This window comes from Nocardia mexicana NBRC 108244 (assembly GCF_001613165.1).
GTDB classification, from domain to species: domain Bacteria; phylum Actinomycetota; class Actinomycetes; order Mycobacteriales; family Mycobacteriaceae; genus Nocardia; species Nocardia mexicana.
Window position 1 is genome coordinate 1 of the sequence record NZ_BDBV01000066.1, and the last position, 19,357, is coordinate 19,357.

Sequence of the window (19,357 nt, forward strand, 5' to 3'; positions counted from 1 at the left end):
CGCGGTCGGCCAGCAGGTCCCGCACGCCCGCGACGGCGGTCGCGATCCGTTCCACCGCCACCGCCAGCACCGCGCGCCGCAGGTCCGAGCCGCCCGCACTGAGCGCGCGGGACTGTGCGGGCCACACTCGCTCGAGATAGCCGAGCAGGGTCTCCGGCGCGGTCACGATGCGCAGCATGTCCGCCGACGGCGGGCAGTCCACGACGATCACGTCCCAGTCGTCCTCGTCGGCGAATTCCGCGATCTCGGTGAGCATCAGCAATTCCTGCACACCCGGCAGCCCGGTCAGCTCGGCCGGGTCCAGCGCGGCCAGGTCGACCCCGTGTTCGTGCCCGCCGCCGCTGCCCAGCATGCGCACCATGTCGCGGAACCGGTCCTCGAGCAGCGCCAGCGAGTCGATCTCGATCACGTCGAGTCCGGGCAGGACCGCGGCCACGCCGGCGACGGTGCCCGGGTCGTGCGGGAACCGGAACCCGAGCGCGTCGCCGAGCGAATGCGCCTGGTCCAGCGAGGCGACCAGCACGCGGGCACCGGCGCGGGTGTGCGACATCGCCGTCGCGCAGGCCAGGGTCGTCTTGCCCACCCCGCCCTTGCCGATGAACAACTCCAGGCGGGTCCGGCCCGCCGAGCGATCCGCAGTCACCCGCCCCGTCAGCCTTCGACCCGCTTCTTGAGTTCCTTCAGCGCCGTATCGGTGATCACCTTCTCGGCCTTGCGCTTGAACATTCCGATCATCGGGATCGTCAGGTCCACGGTCAGCTCGTAGACCACCTGGGTGGTGCCGTCGGGCTGGTCGATCAGCTCGTAGGTGCCGTCCTGGGCCTTCTGCAGATCACCGCTGACCAACTGCCAGCTCACCGCCTTGCCGTCGGGGCGCCAGGTGTAGGACAGCAGGTAGGTGTCCTTGACGACGCCCGCGTCGAGCACGAACCGCGCGGTGCGGGCGCGGCCGTCGGGGAATTTGTCGACGATCTCCACCGACCGGGCCGCCGATACCCACTCCGGATACGACTCCAGATCGGCGATGACGCTCATCACCCGATCCGACGGGGCGTCGATGATGATCGACCTCTGGGTCCGGTCGGCCATGAGTGCCTGGGTGTCCTTTCCGGCTTGCGGTGCGGGAGAACAGGTTTCGGACTGTGAATCAGGGTGAGACGGCGGTGGGGCGGGTGGGTCCGGGGGCGATTCCAGCCGCCCGGCCCGCCTCGAGCCGGGCCTTGATCTCGAACGACATCTTCTTACCCGCCACCCGGCGCGCCCGGTTGACGGCCATCAGGTCGCGCGCGGGCAGCCTGGACGCGTCACCGGGTTCGGCGTGCAGGAAGTAGTGCAGGATCACCCCGTCCATGCAGGGTTGCAGCCACACCTCCATCGTGCCGTCCAGCGGGCCGCTCACGGTCCAGCGAATCCCCTTGTCGCCGCGGTCCTCTCGCGCCTCGAGGGCGAGGTCCGGCCACCACTGCCGCCAGCGGGAGCGGTCGGCCAGGACCTCGGCGACCGCGGCGCCCGGCGCGGCGACGAACGTCTGATCGGCGACCTGGATGCTGCTCATAAAGGGTGAGCCTAATGGGCGCAGTCGGCGAAGCCGTCGTCAGCCCGCGCATGGCCGGAGCGAATGCGGAGGTACGCCTAACCCACCGTCTACCGGCGGCCCGATCGCGCGCTCGCATCCAGCAGGGTGCGCAGGCGACCGCCGAGCACATCCCAGCGCCACTGGTCGGCGACCCACTCGCGCCCCGCGGCGCCCATGCGCGCGGCCGCGTCGCGATCGCTCAGGATGCCCACGATCGCGTCGACGATCTGGTTGTGCGCGCGCCCGTCGACGACGTGCCCGGTCCGCCCCTCCTGCACGGTCTCCGGCGCCCCGCCGGAATTCCCCGCCACAACCGGGACGCCGGTCGCCGAGGCCTCGAGATAGACGATGCCCAGGCCCTCCACGTCCAGTCCGGCGCCGCGGGTGCGGCACGGCATGGCGAAGACGTCGGCGATGGTGTGGTGGGCGGCCAACTCCCCCGACGGCACCCGGCCGGTGAACACCACGTGGTCGTCGAGGTCGAGTGCGTGGGCGAAGGCGCGCAGCTTCTCCTCGTAGGGACCGCCGCCGGCGATCACCAGCACGGCGCCGTCGATGCGCTCGATGATCTCGCGCATCGAGATGAGCAGCATGTCCTGCCCCTTGCGAGGCACCAGCCGGGACAGGCACAGGATGGTGGGGCGGTCCCCCAGCCCGTAGCGGGCCCGAAGTTCCTCGCGCGCCGCCGGATCCGGCCGGAACACCGTGGTGTCGACGCCGGGCGGCAGATACTCCAGCGCCGCCTGCGGGCCGAACGCCGCCGCGAACCGGCGCCGGGTGTACTTGCTGACGTAGGTGACGACATCGGTGTGGTCGCCGATCGCCCGCAGCGACTGCCGGGCCGCCGGGAGCATCGACCAGCCCACCTCGTGGCCGTGCGTGCTCGCCACGATCCGCCGCGCGCCCGCGCGCCGCAGCAGCGGCGACATCAGTGCCAGCGGCGCCGCGGCGCCGAACCACACGGTGTCGCAGCGCTCGTCGCGCAGCAGCTTGGCCGCCCGCCGCAGGACCAGCGGCGTCGGCAGCATCAGCGTCGTCGGATGCCGCACCACCTGGAACGGCTGCTCGGCATCGAAACGCTGATGGCTGTCGCCCTTCCAGCGCGGCGCGTACACCACCAGTTCGTCCGGCGGCAGTTGCAGCGCCAGCGAATGCACATACGACTGGATACCGCCCGGCCGCGGCGGGAAATCATTGGTAACCAGCAGGGTGCGCGCCATGGGGGCAATCCTATCCACGCCACCGGGCGACGCCCCCGCGGGCGGTGGCGGGCACCACGCGGATTCCCTTGGTGCGCTAGGCGAGAATGCGGGAGCGGATCCAGTCCCGCCAGCGGGCGACGAAATCGCCGTGCCCGATGCCGAGACAGGACCGCAGGGTGCCGTCGAGCGCGTGGGCGTCCTTCGGGCCGGTCGCCATGCGGCGGTACAGATCCACCAGCTTCGGCTCGCCGAACTGGCTGGCGGCGAAGGCGTTCGCGGACCAGGCCTCCTCGTAGGCGAGCGCCGCGTCGTTACCGGCCGCGGGCGCGAAGGCGGCGTCGGAGGGCAGATCCTCCGGGAGGTCGCCGGTGCGGGCGCGGGCGGCCAGCGTCGGCGCCTGCTGGGCGAACGGATCCCGTTCCTCGCGCCGGGCCGAGTACTCGGCGAACCCCTCCAGCACCCACTGCGGTGAGCCGTCGGTGGTCCGCGCCCGCGCGGCGACGTGGGTGAGCTCGTGGCGCAGGGTGTCGCGGAATCCCTCCGGGCCCAGTCGGCGGATGGCGTCGGGGGCGAACACGACGCGCTGGCCGGTGGGCCGACTGCCGGGCAGGAAGGGATCCGAGACCGAGGCCGCCGCCACCGCCGCGGACACCGTCCCGGTCGCGTGGGTGAGCGCGGCGAATTCGGCGGGCCCCGAGGCGATGGCCACCACGGCCGACTGCGACCAGTCGGGCCCCCACAGCCCGGTGATCTCGGCGACCGCGGGACCGATCTCGCGGGCCAGCGTGTCGATGTCGCCGCGCTGCCGCGAATGCCCGAACACCGTCGACAGCCGACCGTTCTCGCCGGAAACCTGCTGGGTGACAACGGGTCCGTAGGACTCCATGACCCGGCGCAGCTCGGCGAGCTGCGGGTCGGGATCCACGGGCGCCACCGCCTCGGCGGCCGCGGGTGCCGGATGGATCCTGGTCAGTGCCGCCTTGGGCAGCAGGACCAGCGCGCCGCCCGCCGCGGTGAGCGCGACGACCATGGCGACGGTGGCCACGAATTCGAATCGCCGCCGCGCCCGCATCCAGTCACGGACCCGCCACCACGCGGTCATACCGCGCCTGTGCTGCACTCGTTCATGCCTCGGCTCACCTCGGTGTGATTACGACATGCCCTTCCAGTATCGCCGCGCGGAGTTGTACGGGGTCGAGTCCATCGGCGCCACCGCGACCGGAACTCCGAAGGTCGAGGCGTGCAGCATCAGGCCGTTGCCCGCGTAGATCCCCACGTGCGTGATGTCGGGATAAAAGAAGACCACATCTCCGGGCTGCAGGTCCCCTTTGCTCACCGGCGTGCCGACCGATGCCTGCGCCTGACTGGTGCGCGGCACGTTGATGCCGACCTGGCGGAAGGCCCACTGGACCAGCCCGGAGCAGTCGAACTGGTCGGGGCCGGTGGCGCCCCAGACGTACGGGTCGCCGATGCGGGTGAGCCCGGCGGCGAGCGCGCTGGTGCCGCTGCCGGGGACCAGGCCGTTGAGCAGCCGGTCGCGGTCGAAGCCGGGCGGGAACAGCGACCCGGCCAGCGCGGATTTATCGCCCGCCGACAGCTGGCCCCAGGCCCCGATCACCTGGGCGATCGACCCCTGCAGGTCGGCGCGCTTGCGCTCCAGATCCGTGCGGACCGTATCGGCCTGCTGCGCGGCGGCGTGGGCGGCGTCGGAGGCGGCGCGGGAGACGTTCTGGGCGGCGGTGGCGGCGTCGGAGGCCTTCTTGTACTGCGAGACCTGCGCGGCGGTCTGGGCCGACATCACGTCGAGGGTGGACATCTGGTCCAGCAGTTGCTGCGGCGAATCGCTGACCAGCACCGAGAACAGCCGATTGGTGCGGGCGCCCTGATAGGCGGCCACCGCGGTGCGGTCGATGGCGGGCTGGAACTTGCGGACCTCCGCCTGTGCCGCGTCGACGGCCCCGGTCGCGCTCGCCAGCTTGGCGTCGGCGTCGGCGGACGCGGCCTGCTTCACGTCGAGGTCGGACTGGGCGGCGAGCGCCTGCTGGTTGAGCTGCTCGGCCTGATGCGACAGCTCGATGAGCTGCTGCACGGCGTCGCTGGCGCTGGTCGGGGCGGCGACCGGGTCGGCGGGCGCGCCGCCGGTACCACCTCCGAACACCAGGACTCCCACCGCCAGGGATCCACCCACCAGGCGTCTGGTTCGATTGTTGCGGTGATGCGCAGTCACTGCCTGCCGTGCCCCGTTCTCGCTGAAGTCCGATGCGGTGTCCGCGGAACCTGCCACGCGGAAATCACGAAGGTCTCGATCAGGTTACGGAACGGCTACCGTCCGTGTCCAGTAGGCCACGAAACGATCACGGACTCAGAGGTTCCCGCAGTCCGAAGCAGCTGCTCGAGCGACTATTGAGAGCTTTGCGGGCGGGAGGCTCGCTCGACCACGATGTCGCGCGAGCACCCGCCCTTCGGCGCCGTTCCGAACGAACCAGCCTCAGTAGCGGCTGGCCCCGTCGGCCGGCATCGAGGAGATCGGCGCGACGGCCACCGGCTGGCCGTAGGTGGAGGCGTGCACGACGTTGCCGTCGCCGACGTACAGGCCCGAGTGGCCGCCGCCGTAAAACGACACCACGTCGCCGGGCTGCAGATCGTCCATCGACACCGGGGCGCCCGCGCCGGCCTGGGCCTGGCTGGTGCGGGGCAGTTCGACGCCCGCCTGCTCGTAGGACCACTTCACCAGACCGGAGCAGTCGAAGGCGTCCGGACCGGTGGCGCCGTACGAATAGGGCGTGCCGACCCGGGTCATCGCGGCATCGGCGGCGCGCTGGCCGGCCGACTGGCCCTGCGGGGCCGGGGCCGGGCCGACGCCCGGAAGTTCGACGCCCGGGGGCAGCACGCCCGGCGGGATGGCGCCCGGCGGAATCTGGGCGAGAACCTGATCCGGCACGTCGACGCTGCCGATGCCGGGAACGGTGACCGGCGCCGCCGAGGCGGGCGCCGCGGGAAGCAGCAGTGCGCTGAGGGTGGCTGCGCCAACGGCTCCGGCCGCCACGGCCCGGTTGGCGGTGCGCCCCGGACCCTGTCGCTTGTTCGCCATGATGCGGTACTCCTCATCTGCCCCACGACGCCGCACCCGGTGGTGCGTCGGACTCCGTGAGGTCTCAGGAAGATTACGAGCACATAACGGTGCGTTGTAAAGCCGCGAACAAGCGAAACGGGGCTGGACAAGATTTGCCGACCGCACGGCCTGCGACATATCTCACACCAATCACGAAACGATAACGCGGGACAGCTACCAGGGCGTTTCCCGTCCGCTACCGGACCCTGCACCCGGCGAGCCGATCTTGGGTTTACATCGCGGAAATTCGGGGAATCAGCATGTCGGGAGGATCCTTTCGCGCGGAAGGCGACCGATCAGTCCGCGTTTTGTGACCGACCACAACGACACGGCGTAGCACGCCCCGGGCAGCCCCCTGTCGTTATCTGCGAAGTCTCGCGAATTGATCCGGGTTACGCATGAATGTGACCCTGGTCTCATTTCCTCGGATTCCGGCAATTCGAACCCTGCAACCCGAAGGCTCGACCGGAACTTCAGGCAATTCCCACGTCGGGGCGTATGTGTCGGACCTCGTCGTTACGCTGCCCGCCGTGCCCGACACCGCGTTCGATGCGTCGTCAGGGTCCGTCGCGCCCCGTCCCGCCCAGCTGGCGTTCGACGACCTGGATACGCCGCTGTACGACACCACGTTCGTCGTCGTCGACCTGGAGACCACGGGCACCAGCCCGGAGCGCGACGCGATCACCGAGATCGGTGCGGTGAAGGTGCGCGGCGGCGAGGTGCTCGGCGAGTTCGCCACCCTGGTCGACCCGGGCTGCGCGATTCCGCCCCAGGTCGTGCACATCACCGGGATCACGACGGCCATGGTGATGGAGGCGCCGCGCATCGACGCGGTCCTGCCCGGATTCCTGGAGTTCGCCGCGGGCTCGGTGCTCGTCGCGCACAACGCCCGCTTCGACACCGGATTCCTGAAGGCCGCGGCGGCACGCTGTGCGGCCGCCTGGCCCGCCTTCCAGGTGCTGTGCACGGTGCAGCTGGCGCGGCGGATCCTGGCGCGCGACGAGGCGCCGACCGTGCGGCTGTCGGCGCTGGCACAGCTGCTGGGCGCCTCCACCCGCCCGACCCACCGCGCGCTGGACGACGCCCGCGCCACCGTGGACGTGCTGCACGCGCTGATCGAGCGGGTCGGCAACCAGGGCGTGCACAGCCTGACCGAACTGGTCGACTATCTGCCCGAGGTGAGCCGGCGACAGCGGTCCAAACGCTTCCTCGCCGCCGACCTGCCCGGTGCGCCCGGGGTGTACCTGTTCCGTGGGCCGTCGGAGGAGGTCCTCTATATAGGGACGGCGGTGCATCTGCGCCGGCGCGTGCGCAGTTACTTCACCGGATCCGAAACCCGCACGCGCATGCGGGAAATGGTGGCGCTGGCCACCCGGGTCGACCACGTGCGGTGCGCGCACGGGCTGGAGGCCGGGGTGCGGGAGCTGCGATTGCTGGTCGCGCACACGCCGCCCTACAACCGGCGGTCGAAATTTCCCAAGCGGGCGTGGTGGCTCACGCTCACCGCCGAGCCCTTCCCCCGCTTCGCGATCACCCGCACGCCCACCTGGGATGCGCTGGGCCCGTTCGGCTCCCGCAACGATGCCGCCGAGATCGCCGCCACCGTCGCCGAGTACTGCGGAGTGCGCACCTGCACGACGCGGATACCTCGGCACGGGCGGCACGGCGCCGACTGTCCGCCCGCGGCGGTCGGCGGCTGCCCGGCGGGCACCACCGGCGAACTCCGCGACGCCGCGGACTACGCGTCGGCGCCCCGGTCGGTGCGCGAACTGTTCACCGGAGGCGGTGACGCGGTTTTGCGAGTCATCCGGGATCGGATCGAAACCTATTCCGCCGCTGAGCACTTCGAGGCCGCCGCCCGGCTGCGCGACCGCCTCACCGCGGTGGTCCGCGCACTGCGCCGAACCCAGCGCCTCGCCGCCGTGGCGCGCCTCGCCGAACTGATCGCCGCCCGCCCCGACGGCTCCGGCGGATGGGAGTTCGCGGTGATCCGCTACGGCCGCCTCGCCGCCGCGGGCACCGCCGCCCGCGGCGTCTCCCCCATGGCCGTCGTCGAATCGCTCGTCGCCTCCGCGGAAACCGTCATCCCCGCCATGCTGGACGCGGGAGCGCCGTCGACGCACAGACCGAGCGCCAGGATCGCGGGTGACCCGGGCGACGGTCTCCCCCAGCGCCGTTCGGAGTGCGATGGCTCGAGCGGTGATCTCATCCCGGCCTCTCGCCCGGGCAGTCCCGGCATCGTCGGCGACTTCGAGCGCTCGCACGCCTCCCAGGGCATGCCCGCCGAGACCCTCGAACTCCCTCTCACCCCCGCCTCCGACGCCACCGATCTCCTCGCCGACCCGCGCTATCCGCCCCTGCGCGGCGCCTCACCCGAGGAGACTGCCCTCATCGCCCGCTGGCTCGAACAGCCCGGCACGCGCATCGTCCGGACCACCGACGGGTACCACGAGCCCCGCCTCGGCGCGGGCCACTGGCTGCGCTGGCTCGAGCGCGCCGAGGCCGCCGCCCGCACCGAGTTCGCCGCCAACGACTACCTCGCCCACACCTGACCCACCGGCAGGTCGCCACCGTGCCGCCCCGCCGACCCGGGCTCCGAGCCCTGCCGCACCCCGTGCGTATTCACGCACCCCGTACAGGGGGCTGCGAGGGGTGCGGGGACAAGCAGGGGGTGCGGGAAACGGAGTGGTCCTGGGTGGTTTGTGCCGCGGGCGCCGCGGGCCGCAATAGACTCGGCGGCATGATTACCGCGATCGTGTTGATCCACGCCGAGGCCGCCCGCATCCCCGAGACCGCGCAGGCGCTGGCCGACCTGGACGGGGTGGCCGAGGTGTACTCGTGCGCCGGGGATGTCGATCTCATCGCGGTGGTGCGGGTCCGCGACCACGAGCAGATCGCCGAGGTGGTCACGGGCCGCATCAACAAGACCCCCGGCGTCCTGCGCACCGCCACCCACATCGCCTTCAAGTCCTACTCCCAGGCCGACGTCGAAGCGGGCTTCTCCATCGGCGAATAGAGCGGCGAGCCCGGTCGTTCCCGCACCCCGGATTCGTTCGCGCACCCGCTACAGCTGATGCGGGGGGTGCGGGAACATGCACGGGGTGCGGCGAGAGCTGGGGCGTCCTGGGTGGCCTCGGCGACGGCGAAGGCCCCGAGTCGGTGACGACTCGGGGCCTTGCGCTTGTGCGGGTCAGTGGCCGGGTTTGCCGCTGCCCTCGCCGCTGCTCTGTTCCTGGTACTCGGCCAGGATCTCCAGCTGCTTGTGGTGCTCTTCGCGCTCGTAGGCCGTGAGCTGCTCGGCCTGCGGGGCGGGGTCGGCGCTGAGGAACGAGCCCAAGCCCGGCTTGCCCGCCGAACCCAGCTTGTTCATCTTCTTCGGCACCGGCGCACCCTGGTACTCCAGCGGGATCGGGTGACCGTGGTCGTCGACCGGGCCCAGCGGCTGGTGCACCTCGATGTACTCGCCGTGCGGCAGCCGCTTGATCACACCGGTCTCGATGCCGTGCTCGAGCACCTGACGGTCACTGCGCTGCAGACCCAGGCACATCCGGTACGCGAGGAAGTACGCGATCGGCGGGCCCACCAGCAGCGCGATGCGGAAGAACCACGTCGTCGCGTTCAGCGAGATGTCGAACTGCAGCGAGATGATGTCGTTGACGCACGCCAGGGTCAGCACCAGGTAGAAGGTGATCGCCATGGCGCCGATCGCGGTGCGCACCGGCACATCCCGCGGCCGCTGCAGCAGATTGTGGCGGGCGGTGTCGCCGGTGAGCCGCTTCTCGATCCACGGGTAGGCGATCAGCACCGTGAACACCAGGCCCATGATCAGCGCCACCCAGAACGCCGCCGGAATGGTGTAGCGGCCCAGATACAGCTCCCACGGCGGCATCAGGCGCGCCATGCCGTCGGTCCACATCATGTAGAAGTCCGGCTGCGAACCCGCCGACACCTGGGAGGGGTTGTAGGGCCCCAGGTTCCAGATCGGGTTGATCTGCAGCACACCACCCATGATCGCGACGATGCCGAGGGTGAACATGAAGAACGCACCCTGGTCGGCGGCGAACACCGGCACGATGCGGGCGCCCACCACGTTCTTCTCGGTGCGGCCCGGACCGGGGAACTGGGTGTGCTTCTGGTACCACACCAGCGCCACGTGCGCCGCGATGAGCGCCAGGATGATGCCGGGCAGCAGCAGCACGTGCGCGATGTACAGGCGCGGCACGATGATGTCGCCGGGGAAGTCACCGCCGAAGATCAGCCAGTGCAGCCAGGTACCGACCACCGGCACGCCGATCGTGATACCCGAGAACGCCGCCCGCAGACCGGTTCCCGAGAGCAGATCGTCGGGCAGCGAGTACCCGAAGAAGCCCTCGAACATCGCCAGGATCAGCAGCAGCGAACCGATCACCCAGTTCGCCTCGCGCGGCTTGCGGAACGCGCCGGTGAAGAAGATGCGGAACAGGTGGATGATGATCGACGCCGCGAACAGCAGCGCCGCCCAGTGGTGCACCTGCCGCACGAACAGGCCGCCGCGCACCTCGAACGAGATATCCAGTGCGGTCTCGAACGCCCGCGACATGGTCACGCCGCGCAGCGGCTGATAGGCGCCGTTGTAGACGACCTCGCTCATCGACGGGTCGAAGAACAGGGTCAGGTAGATACCCGACAGCAGCAGGATGATGAAGGCGTAGAGCGCGATCTCGCCCAGCAGGAACGACCAGTGGGTCGGGAAGACCTTGTTGATCGACCGCTTGACGAACGCAGCCATGTGGTAGCGCTCGTCCATTTCGTTGGCCTGCGCGGCCGCTTTGCTAGGACTCATGAACGACGCTCCCAGTAGGCCGGGCCGAGCGGCTCGATGAAGTCGCCCGCGGCGACCAGGTAGCCCTCGGAGTTGACGGTGATCGGCAGCTGCGGCAGCGCGCGGGCGGCGGGGCCGAAGACCGGCTTACCCCACTCGGTGGCCGAGAACTGCGACTGGTGGCAGGGGCACAGGATCCGGTTGGTCTGCTGCTCGAACAGCGACGTCGGGCAGCCCAGGTGGGTGCAGATCTTCGAGTAGGCGAAGTAGTCGCCGTAGTTGAAGCTCTCCTGGCCCTTGCGCTTGATCGCCTTCTGCGCGTCCTCGGTGCGCAGCCGGATCAGCATGACCGCGTTGCGGATACCGCGCAGCGATTCGAGGGTCTCGTGCTCGTCGCCGCGCCACTCCTCTTTCCAGGGGAAGACGGTCTCCATGGCGCCGGCGTCGAGATCCTCGGGCCGCACCAGCACGATGTCCTCGGGACGGCCGGTGTCCTTGCGGATGTAGATGGTCTGGCCCGGGAAGTCCGGCGTCCAGCCCGACACCCACAGCGGCGACTTGTCGCCCTTGGCCCACGGGTTCTTCACCAGGCCGCCGACGAACAGGAACAGCGCGCCGATGCCCAGCACGCCCACGCCCAGGCCAGCGGTGCGGGTGATCATCTTGCGGCGGCCCAGCGTCGAGGTCTCCCCCGCGTCCTTCAGCTGCGCGACCAGCGTGCGCCGCTCCACCTCGTCGGACTTGCCGTCGTGGCGGTCCTGGATGGAGATCTCCGGCGGGATGAACTTCTTGCGGATCAGCACCACCGCGATACCGATGGCCAGCACCGCCACGCCCAGCGTGATGCCGTACAGCGGGGTGGTCAGCGAGTAGATCCCGGCGCCGTCCTCGTGCCGGCTCTTGTACTCCCAGGGCCAGAACAGGAAGACGCCGATCAGCGCGAGGGCCGAGATCGCCGAGATGGCGAACCACAGCGACACCTGGCGCTCGGCCCGCTTCTCCGCGCGGGTGCCCGGAACCGGCCAGCGCGGGGCACGGTAGGCGACGTCGACGCCGTCGCGCTTGGTGCCGAGCTCGACCAGCTCGGACTGCGACATCGCGTCGAGCTGCTCCTCGGTGGGGTTCAAATCGTCCCCCGGCTTGCCGTCAGCGGGCGCGCCCATGTCGTTTTGCTCCTTATCACTCATGAGCGGGATCCGATCCACATCGCCGAGCCGACCAGCGCCACGATGCCGACCACCCAGATGGCCAGGCCCTCGGTCGCGGGACCGAAGCCGCCGAGGCCGTAGCCGCCCTCCGGCTTGGACTCGGTGCGATCCTTCACGTAGGCGACGATGTCGCGCTTCTCCTCCGGCGTCAGCTGCCGGTCGGAGAACTTCGGCATGTTCTGCGGCCCGGTCAGCATCGCGGTGTAGATCTGCTGCTCGCTGGCGGGGCCGAGCGGCGGCGCGAACTTACCGGAGGACAGCGCGCCGCCCTTGCCGGTGAAGTTGTGGCACGACGCGCAGTTCATCCGGAACAGCTCGCCGCCGCGGCCGAGGTCGCCGCCCTTGATCAGCGACTCCTGCGCGATCTCGCCGTCCGGGTCGCGCACGACCGTCGGGCCGCCGCCGTTGGCCGCGATGTAGGCGCCCAGCGCGTCGGTCTGGCGCTCGTCGAACTTCGGTGGCTTGCGCTCGATCTGCGCGCCGTTGGCCGCGGCCGGCATGCGGCCGGTGGAGACCTGGAAGTAGACGGCGGCCTCGCCGACGCCGATCAGGCTGGGGCCGCGGTCCTGCACACCCTGCAGGTTGGCGCCGTGGCAGGTGATGCAGGAGGTGTCGTAGATCTGCTTGCCCTCGCGGATCATCGCGGACTTGTCCTCGTTCGCCGTCGCGACCTGCGCATCCGGGGTCAGCGCGGACGCCGCGAAACCGGCTCCGACAAGACCCATCAGAAGAACCATTCCGCCCGCGACCTTGCGGCGCATCCGGCGCTGCTTCCGGGTCTTGGTGGCCTGGTTATTCCGAGCGCTGCCGATCCCCGGGCTGGCGGGATCTGGCGCTGACGGAGGAGATGAACTCATCTGTGTCCCTTTGGAGTAGACGGAACCGACTGATGCTTGGGGGCTGGTGCTTGCCGAAAAGCGTAGGTGTCCCTACCTGACGAAGTAGATCGTGGCGAACAATCCGATCCACACGATGTCGACGAAGTGCCAGTAGTAGGAGACGACGATCGCAGCGGTGGCCTGGGCCGGCGTGAACTTACTGGCCTTGGTGCGCACCAGCAGGAAGATGAACGCGATGAGACCACCGATGACGTGCAGACCGTGGAAACCGGTGGTGATGTAGAACACCGAGCCGTAGACGCTACCCGAGATGGTCGTGCCCTCGTGTACGAGGTTCATGTACTCGTAGCCCTGACCGCCGACGAAGAAGGCGCCCATGATGAAGGTGAGCACATACCAGCGCCGCAGCCCGAACACGTCGCCCTTCTCCGCCGCGAACACGCCCATCTGGCAGGTGAACGAGGAGGCGACCAGCACCGCGGTGACCGGCACGGCGAGCTTCAGGTTCAGCTCCGTCGGCTCCGGCGGCCAGTTGCCATGGGCCTGGGCACGGGCGACGAAGTACATGGCGAAGAGGCCGGCGAAGAACATCAGCTCGCTCGACAGCCAGATGATGGTTCCGACGCTGACCATGTTGGGCCGGTTCAGCGAGTGCACGCGCTGAGTAATGGCCGATCCTGGGGTGCCTACTGCGGTCGTCACGCGGGTAAGTATGACTCGTCGTAGTACGACAGGCGTAGCCGGGTACGAAACTTCCTGTCGCGTGTCGGAAATCCCACGGCGAGAGGGGGTCTCGCCACCCCTCCGGCGTGTCATACGAATATGCAGCTCGGAGGCGGTCCGAGTGGCCGTTCACCGGGCTTCCACCGCACTCGGGGCCCGATGCCTGTCGTTGTATGTCGGACGAATGCGGCGCCCGGTTCCCGGAGTGTCCCGAATTTTTTCGGCGGAGGGGCCGGAGGCACTGCGACCGGAGGCGTGCGTAGCCCCGCAACCAGGGGCATATCTCCTTGCCCCGCACCGTTAGGCTGCTAGCAAGCGGACACGCGACGGGAGACATTGATGAGCGCGCGCACCTGGCCCCAGATCCTCGGGGCCCTCACCGACGGGGTCGACCTGACCACGGACGAGGCGGCGTGGGCGATCGACGAGATCTTCTCCGACAACGCCACCCAGGCGCAGATCGCCGCGTTCGGCGTGGCGATGAAGATGAAGGGCCCCACGGCCTCGGAGCTGTCCGGGCTGGCGTCGGGCATGCTGGGCCACGCCCGGCGGGTGCCGCTGGAGGGCCCCGCGGTCGACATCGTCGGCACCGGCGGCGATCGATCGGGCACCGTCAATATCTCCACCATGTCCTCGATCGTGGTGTCGGCCAGCGGAGTTCCGGTGGTCAAGCACGGCAACCGGGCGGCCTCGTCCAAGAGCGGCGGCGCGGATGTGCTGGAGGCGCTGGGCGTCCGCATCGCCCTGGGGCCCGAGGCGGTCGCGCGGTGCGTGCGCGAGGTCGGCATCGGGTTCTGCTTCGCGCCGCTGTTCCACGCCGGGCTGCGGTTCGCGGGCCCCGCCCGCAAGGAGATCGGCGTGCCGACCGTCTTCAATGTGCTGGGCCCCCTGACCAATCCGGCACAGCCGCAGGCCGGGCTGATCGGCTGCGCGTTCCCCGATCTGCTCCCGGTCATCGCGGGCGCGTTCGCCGAGCGCGGGAACAACGCGCTGGTGGTCCGCGGCAACGACGGGCTCGACGAGATCACCACCGCCGACACCACCACCGCGTGGGTGGTCACCGGCGGGCATCTCACGCAGACGACCCTCGACCCCACTCGGATCGGAATCCCGCGCGTATCCCAGGAGTCGCTGCGCGGCGGCGACGCCGAGACGAACGCGGTCATCGCGCGCAATATGCTGGCCGGTCAGCCGGGCCCGGTGCGCGATGCGGTGCTGCTGAATTCGGCCGCCGCCATCGTCGCCTACGAGCTGACCCCGGAGACCGCCGACAAGGACATCCACGACGTGCTGGCCGGGGCCGTGGACCGGGCGGCGCACGCCGTCGACAGCGGCGCGGCGACACAGCTGCTGGACCGCTGGATCACCCTCACCAGCGAACTCGGTTCGGACTGACCATTCCCGGCCCGTCCGTCGCTTTTGCGCATGTCGGACGGCCGGAGTTCCTAGAATGCGGGGAAGCAGGCAGGCAGGAGCGGGCCATGAGCTTCCAGAAGATTCCGCCCGGCACGCGGGGGCCTTCCGGTATGCCCTCCACCTTCTTCACCCGGTCGATGATGCGTGTGATGGAGCAGCTGCACCGGTTCCGCGGGGATCGTTTCCAGGGCATGGACCTGCTGTATCTGACCACGGTGGGCGCGCGGACGGGGCAGAAGCGCCAGGCCGCCCTCAGCCGGTTCCACGACGGGGACGGCTGGCTGGTGGTGGCCTCGATGGGCGGCGCCATCCGGCATCCGGCCTGGTATCACAACATCGCGGCGCATCCGGACCAGGTGTGGGCGGAGGTCTGCGCGCGGGAGTTCCGGGTGGAGGTCGAGCAGTTGGAGGGCGCCCAGCGGGAGGCCGCGTGGAAGCGGATCACCGCCGAGCAGCCGCGCTATCTCGAATACGCGGCGAAGACCGATCGGCTGATCCCGATCCTGAAGCTGCGGCCCGTCACCTGATTTCGGCGATGGTACCGGACGAAATCCCGTTCTCGCCCGCCGTGTCACTTTCACGCCGATGTGGCGTGTCCCCCTGTCCCCCAGCTCAATTCGAGTGATCATGGACGGATGGCCCGTCTCTGCGCCGGGTACCCCGGCGCGGCTGTCCTGGGGAGGTTCGATTGTTTCCGACCGTCCGCTCCAACCGAATTCCGGCCCGTATCCGATTCCCGAAGCTCACCGCGGCGCTCGCGCTGGCCGCCGCCGCGCTCGGCGTCACGCTCACCGCGGCTCCCGCCCGCGCCGACGCACCCCCCGATCCGCTCGCCGCACTCTCCGAAGACGTTCTGGCCGCATTGAATTCGGCCAGTTTCCAGCTGCCCGGGCTGCCGCTGGTCGCGGGCCTGGGCGCCGACACCGCGATCGTGGTGCTGGGATACGGGCTGGAACCCGACGGCGCGATGCGGCCGGAACTCGCCGACCGGCTGTCGGCCGCATACGTGCAGGCGATGCTGACCCCGAACGCGCCGATCGTGGTGACCGGCGGCAACCCCGAGAACGGCATCACCGAGGCGCAGGTGATGGCGGATTGGCTTGTCGGCCGGGGTATTCCGCCGCATCGCATCCACATCGAGGATCGCGCGGAGTCGACGATCGAGAACGCCGAGTACTCCGCGGAGATGATGGGCACCATCGGCGCGAACAGCGCGGTGCTGGTCACCTCCTCCGACCATGTGCAGCGCGCACAAGGCGATTTCGTCGCCGCGGGCGTCACGGTGGTGGCGACCCTGACCCCCGATCAGGCGCCGCCCGCGGTGGTGCCCTTCGGGTCACCGTGAGCCGAGACCCGTTGTGGCTCAGGTGAGATACCGGGCGATGCTCGCGGCGACGCAGGCGGGCTTGTCGGCGCCCTCCAGTTCGATGGTGACGGTGCGCTCGGCCTGCACGCCGCCCGGGATGTCGCGCACCGCATCGAGGGTGACGCGGGCGCGGATGCGACCGCCGGAGGGCACCGGGGTGATGAAGCGAACCTTGTCGAGGCCGTAGTTGATTCCCATCCGGATGCCGCCGACGGTGGCGGCCTGGTTGGCCAGCGGCACCGACAGCGACAGGGTGAGGAAGCCGTGCGCGATGGTCCGGCCGTAGGGGCCCGCCGCCGCCCGGTCCGGATCGACGTGGATCCACTGGTGGTCGCCGGTGGCCTCGGCGAAGGTGTCGATGCGGTCCTGATCGACACGCAGCCAGTCGCTGACGCCGATCTCCGTGCCCACCGCGGCCTTCAACTCCTCGAGATCGGCGAAATCCGTCATGTGAAGCGCTCCTTCAGTTCTCGCTTGCGGACCTTGTGCGTCGGCCCGAGCGGCAGTTCGGTGACGAACTCGACCCGGCGCGGATACTTGTACCGTGCCACATGCTCGCGGCCGTAGGCGATCACCTCGTCGGCCGTCAGCCGGCCCGAGGCCACCACGACGGCCACGATCTCCTCGCCGTAGGCATCGTCGGGCACGCCGATCACCGCGACCTGCGCGATATTCGGATGCCGCAGCAGGGCCGCCTCCACCTCCGTGGGGTAGACGTTGAACCCGCCGCGGATGATCATCTCCTTGATCCGGTCCACGATCGTCAGATATCCGTCGGCGTCGCGCACGCCGAGGTCGCCGGTGCGGAACCAGCCGTCCACCACCACCTCCGCGGTGGCGTCCGGCCGCCCGGTGTAGCCGCCGAAGACGTTGTGCCCGCGCACCACCACCTCGCCGATGCTGCCGGTGGGCAGCAACTCGATGCGCTCACGCGCGTCCGGATCGGCGATCTCCACGTCCACACCCCACACCGGATGCCCGACGGTGCCGGGCCTCGCCCCGAGCAGCGGCTGATTCACCGAGGCCGTCGGCGAGGTCTCCGACAGGCCGTAGCCCTCCAGAATCTGTGCGCGGTAGAGCTTTTCGAACTCCTCGAGCACCGGCGAGGGCAGCGCCGCGCCGCCGGAGACGCACAGCCGCAGGGACGGGAGTTCCGCCGCGCCCGCGGCGGCCTCGATGAGCCCGTGGTACATGGTCGGCACCCCGTGGAAGGTGTTCACGTGCTCCCGGACCATCAGCCGGATCGCCTCGGTCGCCTCGAATCTCGGCAGCAGCACCAGCGTGGCGCCGACCCGCCAGGTGGAGTTCATCGACACCGTCTGCCCGAACACGTGGAACAGCGGCAGGGCGCCCAGGGCGATGTCGTCGCGGTGCACCTCGTTGGCGTCGAAGGCGTTCACCGTCGCGCACATCACCATGTTCAGGTGGCTCAGCTCCGCGCCCTTGGGCCGACCGGTGGTGCCGCTGGTGTAGAACACCACGGCGGTGTCCAGCGGACCGCGCGGCTCGAACCTCGCGATCGGCTCGGCGGCAAGGTCTTTCGGATCGACGCACGGAATGTCGGCGCGCTCGGCGGCGCGCCTGCCGACCGCTGCCACCTGCTCGTGGCAGACCAGCAGGCTGGCACCGCTGTCGCGGAGGACGTATTCCGCCTCGTCGGCGGTCAGCAGCAGATGGACCGGCACCACCGTCGCTCCGGCGGCCAGAATGGCGAAGTAGGCGCGGGGGAAGTCGGCGGTGTTGGGGCCCATGAGCGCGACGCGGTCGCCGGGCGAGACACCGAGGTCGATCAGTGCCGCCGCCTGTTCGCGTGCCTGCCGCCACAATTCGGCGAAGGTGATGCGCTGCTGACCCTCGATGAGAGCGATGTGGTCCGGCCGCCGCCGGGCCGGTTCGGCGAGGATGCTCGCCAGCGACAGCGTCGTGTTCACGGCAGCCCCCTACAGCCCCATATCCTTGGCGATGATCATCTTCATCACCTCGTTGGTGCCGCCGTAGATGCGGTTCACCCGGTTGTCGGCGTACAGGCGGGCGATCGGGTACTCGTTGATGAAGCCGTAGCCGCCGTGCAGCTGCAGGCACCGGTCGATGACGCGGGCCGCGACCTCGGTGCAGAACAGCTTCGCCGACGCGGCGTCGGCGGCGGTCAGAGTGTCGGCGTCCAGCGCCTCCAGTGCACGGTCGACGACGGCCTCGGCGGCATCCACCTCGGCCTGGCACGCGGCCAGCTCGAACTTGGTGTTCTGGAACGTCGCCACCGGCTTGCCGAAGACGTTGCGCTGCTGCGTGTATTCCTTGGCGAACTGCACCGCGGCCGCGGCCTGCGCGTAGGCGCCGACGGCGATGGACAGGCGCTCCTGCGGCAGGTTCTGGCCCAGGTAGGAGAAGCCCCGATGCTCCTCGCCGAGCAGATCCGCCACCGGCACCCGCACGTCGGTGAAGCTCAATTCGGCGGTGTCGGAGGTCTTCAGGCCCAGCTTGTCGAGCTTGCGGCCGACCGTGTAGCCGGGCGACTTCGTGTCGACGACCAGCAGCGAGATGCCGAAGCGGCGGTCGTCGTCCCGCGCGGGCGCGGTGCGCGCGCACACGATCACCCGGTCGGCGTGCACGCCGCCGGTGATGAAGGTCTTGGACCCGTTCAGCACGTAGTGGGTGCCGTCCTCGGAAAGCTTTGCTGTGGTGCGCATTCCGGCCAGGTCCGAGCCGGTGCCGGGCTCGGTCATCGCGATGGCGAACATGATCTCGCCGCTGACGAAGCCGGGGAACCAGCGCTGCTTCTGCTCCTCGGTCGCCAGCTTCTTCAGGTACGGCAGGCACAGCCCGACGTGCACGCCCGAACCGCCGAAAGACACTCCGGCGCGGGCGGTCTCCTCCATCAGCACGGCCTGGAACTTGAACGATTCGATGCCCGCGCCGCCGTACTGCTCGGGCACCTCGATGCCGAAGGCGCCGAGTTCGGCCAGCTTGTAGTAGAACTCGCGGGGCACGATCCCCGCCTCGTACCAGTCGTCGTAGACCGGTACGACCTCGGATTCGATGAACTTGCGCGCGGTCTCGCGGAACGCTTCGTGGTCGTCGTTGTAGACGGTTCTCTGCATGGGGTCTCCGAAATCT

The 19,357-nt window shown here is 69.8% G+C and carries 19 protein-coding genes; 5 read left to right on the forward strand and 14 right to left on the reverse strand.

Going from position 1 to position 19,357, the window contains the following annotated elements; all coding sequences use genetic code 11:
• From NM1_RS25235 to NM1_RS25265, 7 genes are all read right to left on the reverse strand, one after another.
• On the reverse strand, nt 1-643 hold a 643-nt coding region (locus tag NM1_RS25235; protein WP_255286224.1), incomplete at its 3' end, for an ArsA family ATPase.
• A gap of 8 nt (nt 644-651) precedes the next feature.
• The gene (locus tag NM1_RS25240) at nt 652-1,089 is read right to left on the reverse strand and encodes an SRPBCC family protein (protein WP_068024656.1); all 438 of its coding nucleotides are present in this window, start codon (nt 1,087-1,089) and stop codon (nt 652-654) included.
• Between the two features lie 58 nt (nt 1,090-1,147).
• The gene (locus NM1_RS25245) at nt 1,148-1,555 is read right to left on the reverse strand and encodes a polyketide cyclase / dehydrase and lipid transport (protein ID WP_068024659.1); all 408 of its coding nucleotides are present in this window, start codon (nt 1,553-1,555) and stop codon (nt 1,148-1,150) included.
• Nucleotides 1,556-1,644: 89 nt separating this feature from the next.
• Complete coding sequence (locus tag NM1_RS25250) at nt 1,645-2,796, reverse strand: glycosyltransferase family 4 protein (protein WP_068024662.1); 1,152 nt, start codon at nt 2,794-2,796, stop codon at nt 1,645-1,647.
• 76 nt (nt 2,797-2,872) lie between these two features.
• Nucleotides 2,873-3,880 carry a hypothetical protein gene (locus tag NM1_RS25255; protein ID WP_068024664.1) on the reverse strand — a complete coding sequence of 336 codons (1,008 nt, stop codon included), beginning with the start codon at nt 3,878-3,880 and terminating at the stop codon, nt 2,873-2,875.
• A 48-nt stretch (nt 3,881-3,928) separates the two neighbouring features.
• Nucleotides 3,929-4,966 (reverse strand): NlpC/P60 family protein, encoded by a 1,038-nt coding sequence (locus tag NM1_RS25260; RefSeq protein WP_246011369.1) that lies wholly within the window; start codon nt 4,964-4,966, stop codon nt 3,929-3,931.
• Nucleotides 4,967-5,266: 300 nt separating this feature from the next.
• A complete protein-coding gene (locus tag NM1_RS25265; protein WP_068024667.1) occupies nt 5,267-5,869 on the reverse strand; it encodes a C40 family peptidase in 603 nt (200 codons plus the stop codon).
• A 551-nt stretch (nt 5,870-6,420) separates the two neighbouring features.
• Here NM1_RS25265 and NM1_RS25270 point away from each other — a divergent pair.
• A complete protein-coding gene (locus NM1_RS25270; protein ID WP_114699625.1) occupies nt 6,421-8,442 on the forward strand; it encodes a DEDD exonuclease domain-containing protein in 2,022 nt (673 codons plus the stop codon).
• Nucleotides 8,443-8,630: 188 nt separating this feature from the next.
• Entirely contained in the window at nt 8,631-8,906 is a 276-nt protein-coding gene (locus NM1_RS25275) for an Lrp/AsnC family transcriptional regulator (protein WP_068024669.1), read from the forward strand.
• 174 nt (nt 8,907-9,080) lie between these two features.
• Here the strand turns inward: NM1_RS25275 and qcrB are convergent, their stop codons facing one another.
• The 4 genes from qcrB to ctaE all read right to left on the reverse strand — a co-directional run bounded on the left by qcrB (nt 9,081) and on the right by ctaE (nt 13,440).
• Entirely contained in the window at nt 9,081-10,712 is a 1,632-nt protein-coding gene (qcrB, locus tag NM1_RS25280) for a cytochrome bc1 complex cytochrome b subunit (RefSeq protein WP_068024672.1), read from the reverse strand.
• Nucleotides 10,709-11,854 carry a cytochrome bc1 complex Rieske iron-sulfur subunit gene (gene qcrA, locus NM1_RS25285; RefSeq protein WP_068024674.1) on the reverse strand — a complete coding sequence of 382 codons (1,146 nt, stop codon included), beginning with the start codon at nt 11,852-11,854 and terminating at the stop codon, nt 10,709-10,711. Before qcrA ends, qcrB begins: the two co-directional genes overlap by 4 nt.
• A 20-nt stretch (nt 11,855-11,874) precedes the next feature.
• Entirely contained in the window at nt 11,875-12,756 is an 882-nt protein-coding gene (gene qcrC, locus NM1_RS25290; RefSeq protein WP_068024677.1) for a cytochrome bc1 complex diheme cytochrome c subunit, read from the reverse strand.
• A gap of 72 nt (nt 12,757-12,828) precedes the next feature.
• Nucleotides 12,829-13,440 carry an aa3-type cytochrome oxidase subunit III gene (ctaE, locus tag NM1_RS25295; RefSeq protein WP_068024680.1) on the reverse strand — a complete coding sequence of 204 codons (612 nt, stop codon included), beginning with the start codon at nt 13,438-13,440 and terminating at the stop codon, nt 12,829-12,831.
• A gap of 360 nt (nt 13,441-13,800) precedes the next feature.
• Here ctaE and trpD point away from each other — a divergent pair, with 360 nt between their 5' ends.
• The 3 genes from trpD to NM1_RS25310 all read left to right on the forward strand — a co-directional run bounded on the left by trpD (nt 13,801) and on the right by NM1_RS25310 (nt 16,222).
• On the forward strand, nt 13,801-14,856 hold the full coding sequence (gene trpD, locus NM1_RS25300; protein ID WP_068024684.1) for an anthranilate phosphoribosyltransferase: 1,056 nt from the start codon (nt 13,801-13,803) through the stop codon (nt 14,854-14,856).
• A gap of 86 nt (nt 14,857-14,942) precedes the next feature.
• The gene (locus NM1_RS25305) at nt 14,943-15,404 is read left to right on the forward strand and encodes a nitroreductase/quinone reductase family protein (RefSeq protein ID WP_246011371.1); all 462 of its coding nucleotides are present in this window, start codon (nt 14,943-14,945) and stop codon (nt 15,402-15,404) included.
• 161 nt (nt 15,405-15,565) lie between these two features.
• Nucleotides 15,566-16,222, forward strand: coding sequence for a YdcF family protein (locus NM1_RS25310; protein ID WP_068024687.1), 657 nt, complete (start codon nt 15,566-15,568; stop codon nt 16,220-16,222).
• Between the two features lie 18 nt (nt 16,223-16,240).
• Here NM1_RS25310 and NM1_RS25315 read toward each other — a convergent pair whose 3' ends face one another.
• Genes NM1_RS25315 through NM1_RS25325 form a run of 3 tightly spaced genes read right to left on the reverse strand, consistent with a single transcriptional unit; the run spans nt 16,241 to nt 19,341 of the window.
• Complete coding sequence (locus NM1_RS25315) at nt 16,241-16,693, reverse strand: MaoC family dehydratase (protein WP_068024690.1); 453 nt, start codon at nt 16,691-16,693, stop codon at nt 16,241-16,243.
• On the reverse strand, nt 16,690-18,174 hold the full coding sequence (locus NM1_RS25320) for a long-chain-fatty-acid--CoA ligase (RefSeq protein ID WP_068024694.1): 1,485 nt from the start codon (nt 18,172-18,174) through the stop codon (nt 16,690-16,692). The genes NM1_RS25315 and NM1_RS25320 overlap by 4 nt, the downstream gene beginning before the upstream one ends.
• 9 nt (nt 18,175-18,183) lie before the next feature.
• On the reverse strand, nt 18,184-19,341 hold the full coding sequence (locus tag NM1_RS25325; protein WP_068024695.1) for an acyl-CoA dehydrogenase family protein: 1,158 nt from the start codon (nt 19,339-19,341) through the stop codon (nt 18,184-18,186).
• Nucleotides 19,342-19,357 lie beyond the last annotated feature (16 nt).

Coding starts and splice junctions, on each gene's coding strand:
- NM1_RS25240 (WP_068024656.1), bottom strand. CDS start 1,089: ATGGCCGACCGGACCCAGAGGTCGATCATCATCGACGCCCCGTCGGAT.
- NM1_RS25245 (WP_068024659.1), bottom strand. CDS start 1,555: ATGAGCAGCATCCAGGTCGCCGATCAGACGTTCGTCGCCGCGCCGGGC.
- NM1_RS25250 (WP_068024662.1), bottom strand. CDS start 2,796: ATGGCGCGCACCCTGCTGGTTACCAATGATTTCCCGCCGCGGCCGGGC.
- NM1_RS25255 (WP_068024664.1), bottom strand. CDS start 3,880: ATGACCGCGTGGTGGCGGGTCCGTGACTGGATGCGGGCGCGGCGGCGA.
- NM1_RS25265 (WP_068024667.1), bottom strand. CDS start 5,869: ATGGCGAACAAGCGACAGGGTCCGGGGCGCACCGCCAACCGGGCCGTG.
- NM1_RS25275 (WP_068024669.1), top strand. CDS start 8,631: ATGATTACCGCGATCGTGTTGATCCACGCCGAGGCCGCCCGCATCCCC.
- qcrB (WP_068024672.1), bottom strand. CDS start 10,712: ATGAGTCCTAGCAAAGCGGCCGCGCAGGCCAACGAAATGGACGAGCGC.
- qcrA (WP_068024674.1), bottom strand. CDS start 11,854: ATGGGCGCGCCCGCTGACGGCAAGCCGGGGGACGATTTGAACCCCACC.
- qcrC (WP_068024677.1), bottom strand. CDS start 12,756: ATGAGTTCATCTCCTCCGTCAGCGCCAGATCCCGCCAGCCCGGGGATC.
- trpD (WP_068024684.1), top strand. CDS start 13,801: ATGAGCGCGCGCACCTGGCCCCAGATCCTCGGGGCCCTCACCGACGGG.
- NM1_RS25305 (WP_246011371.1), top strand. CDS start 14,943: ATGAGCTTCCAGAAGATTCCGCCCGGCACGCGGGGGCCTTCCGGTATG.
- NM1_RS25315 (WP_068024690.1), bottom strand. CDS start 16,693: ATGACGGATTTCGCCGATCTCGAGGAGTTGAAGGCCGCGGTGGGCACG.
- NM1_RS25325 (WP_068024695.1), bottom strand. CDS start 19,341: ATGCAGAGAACCGTCTACAACGACGACCACGAAGCGTTCCGCGAGACC.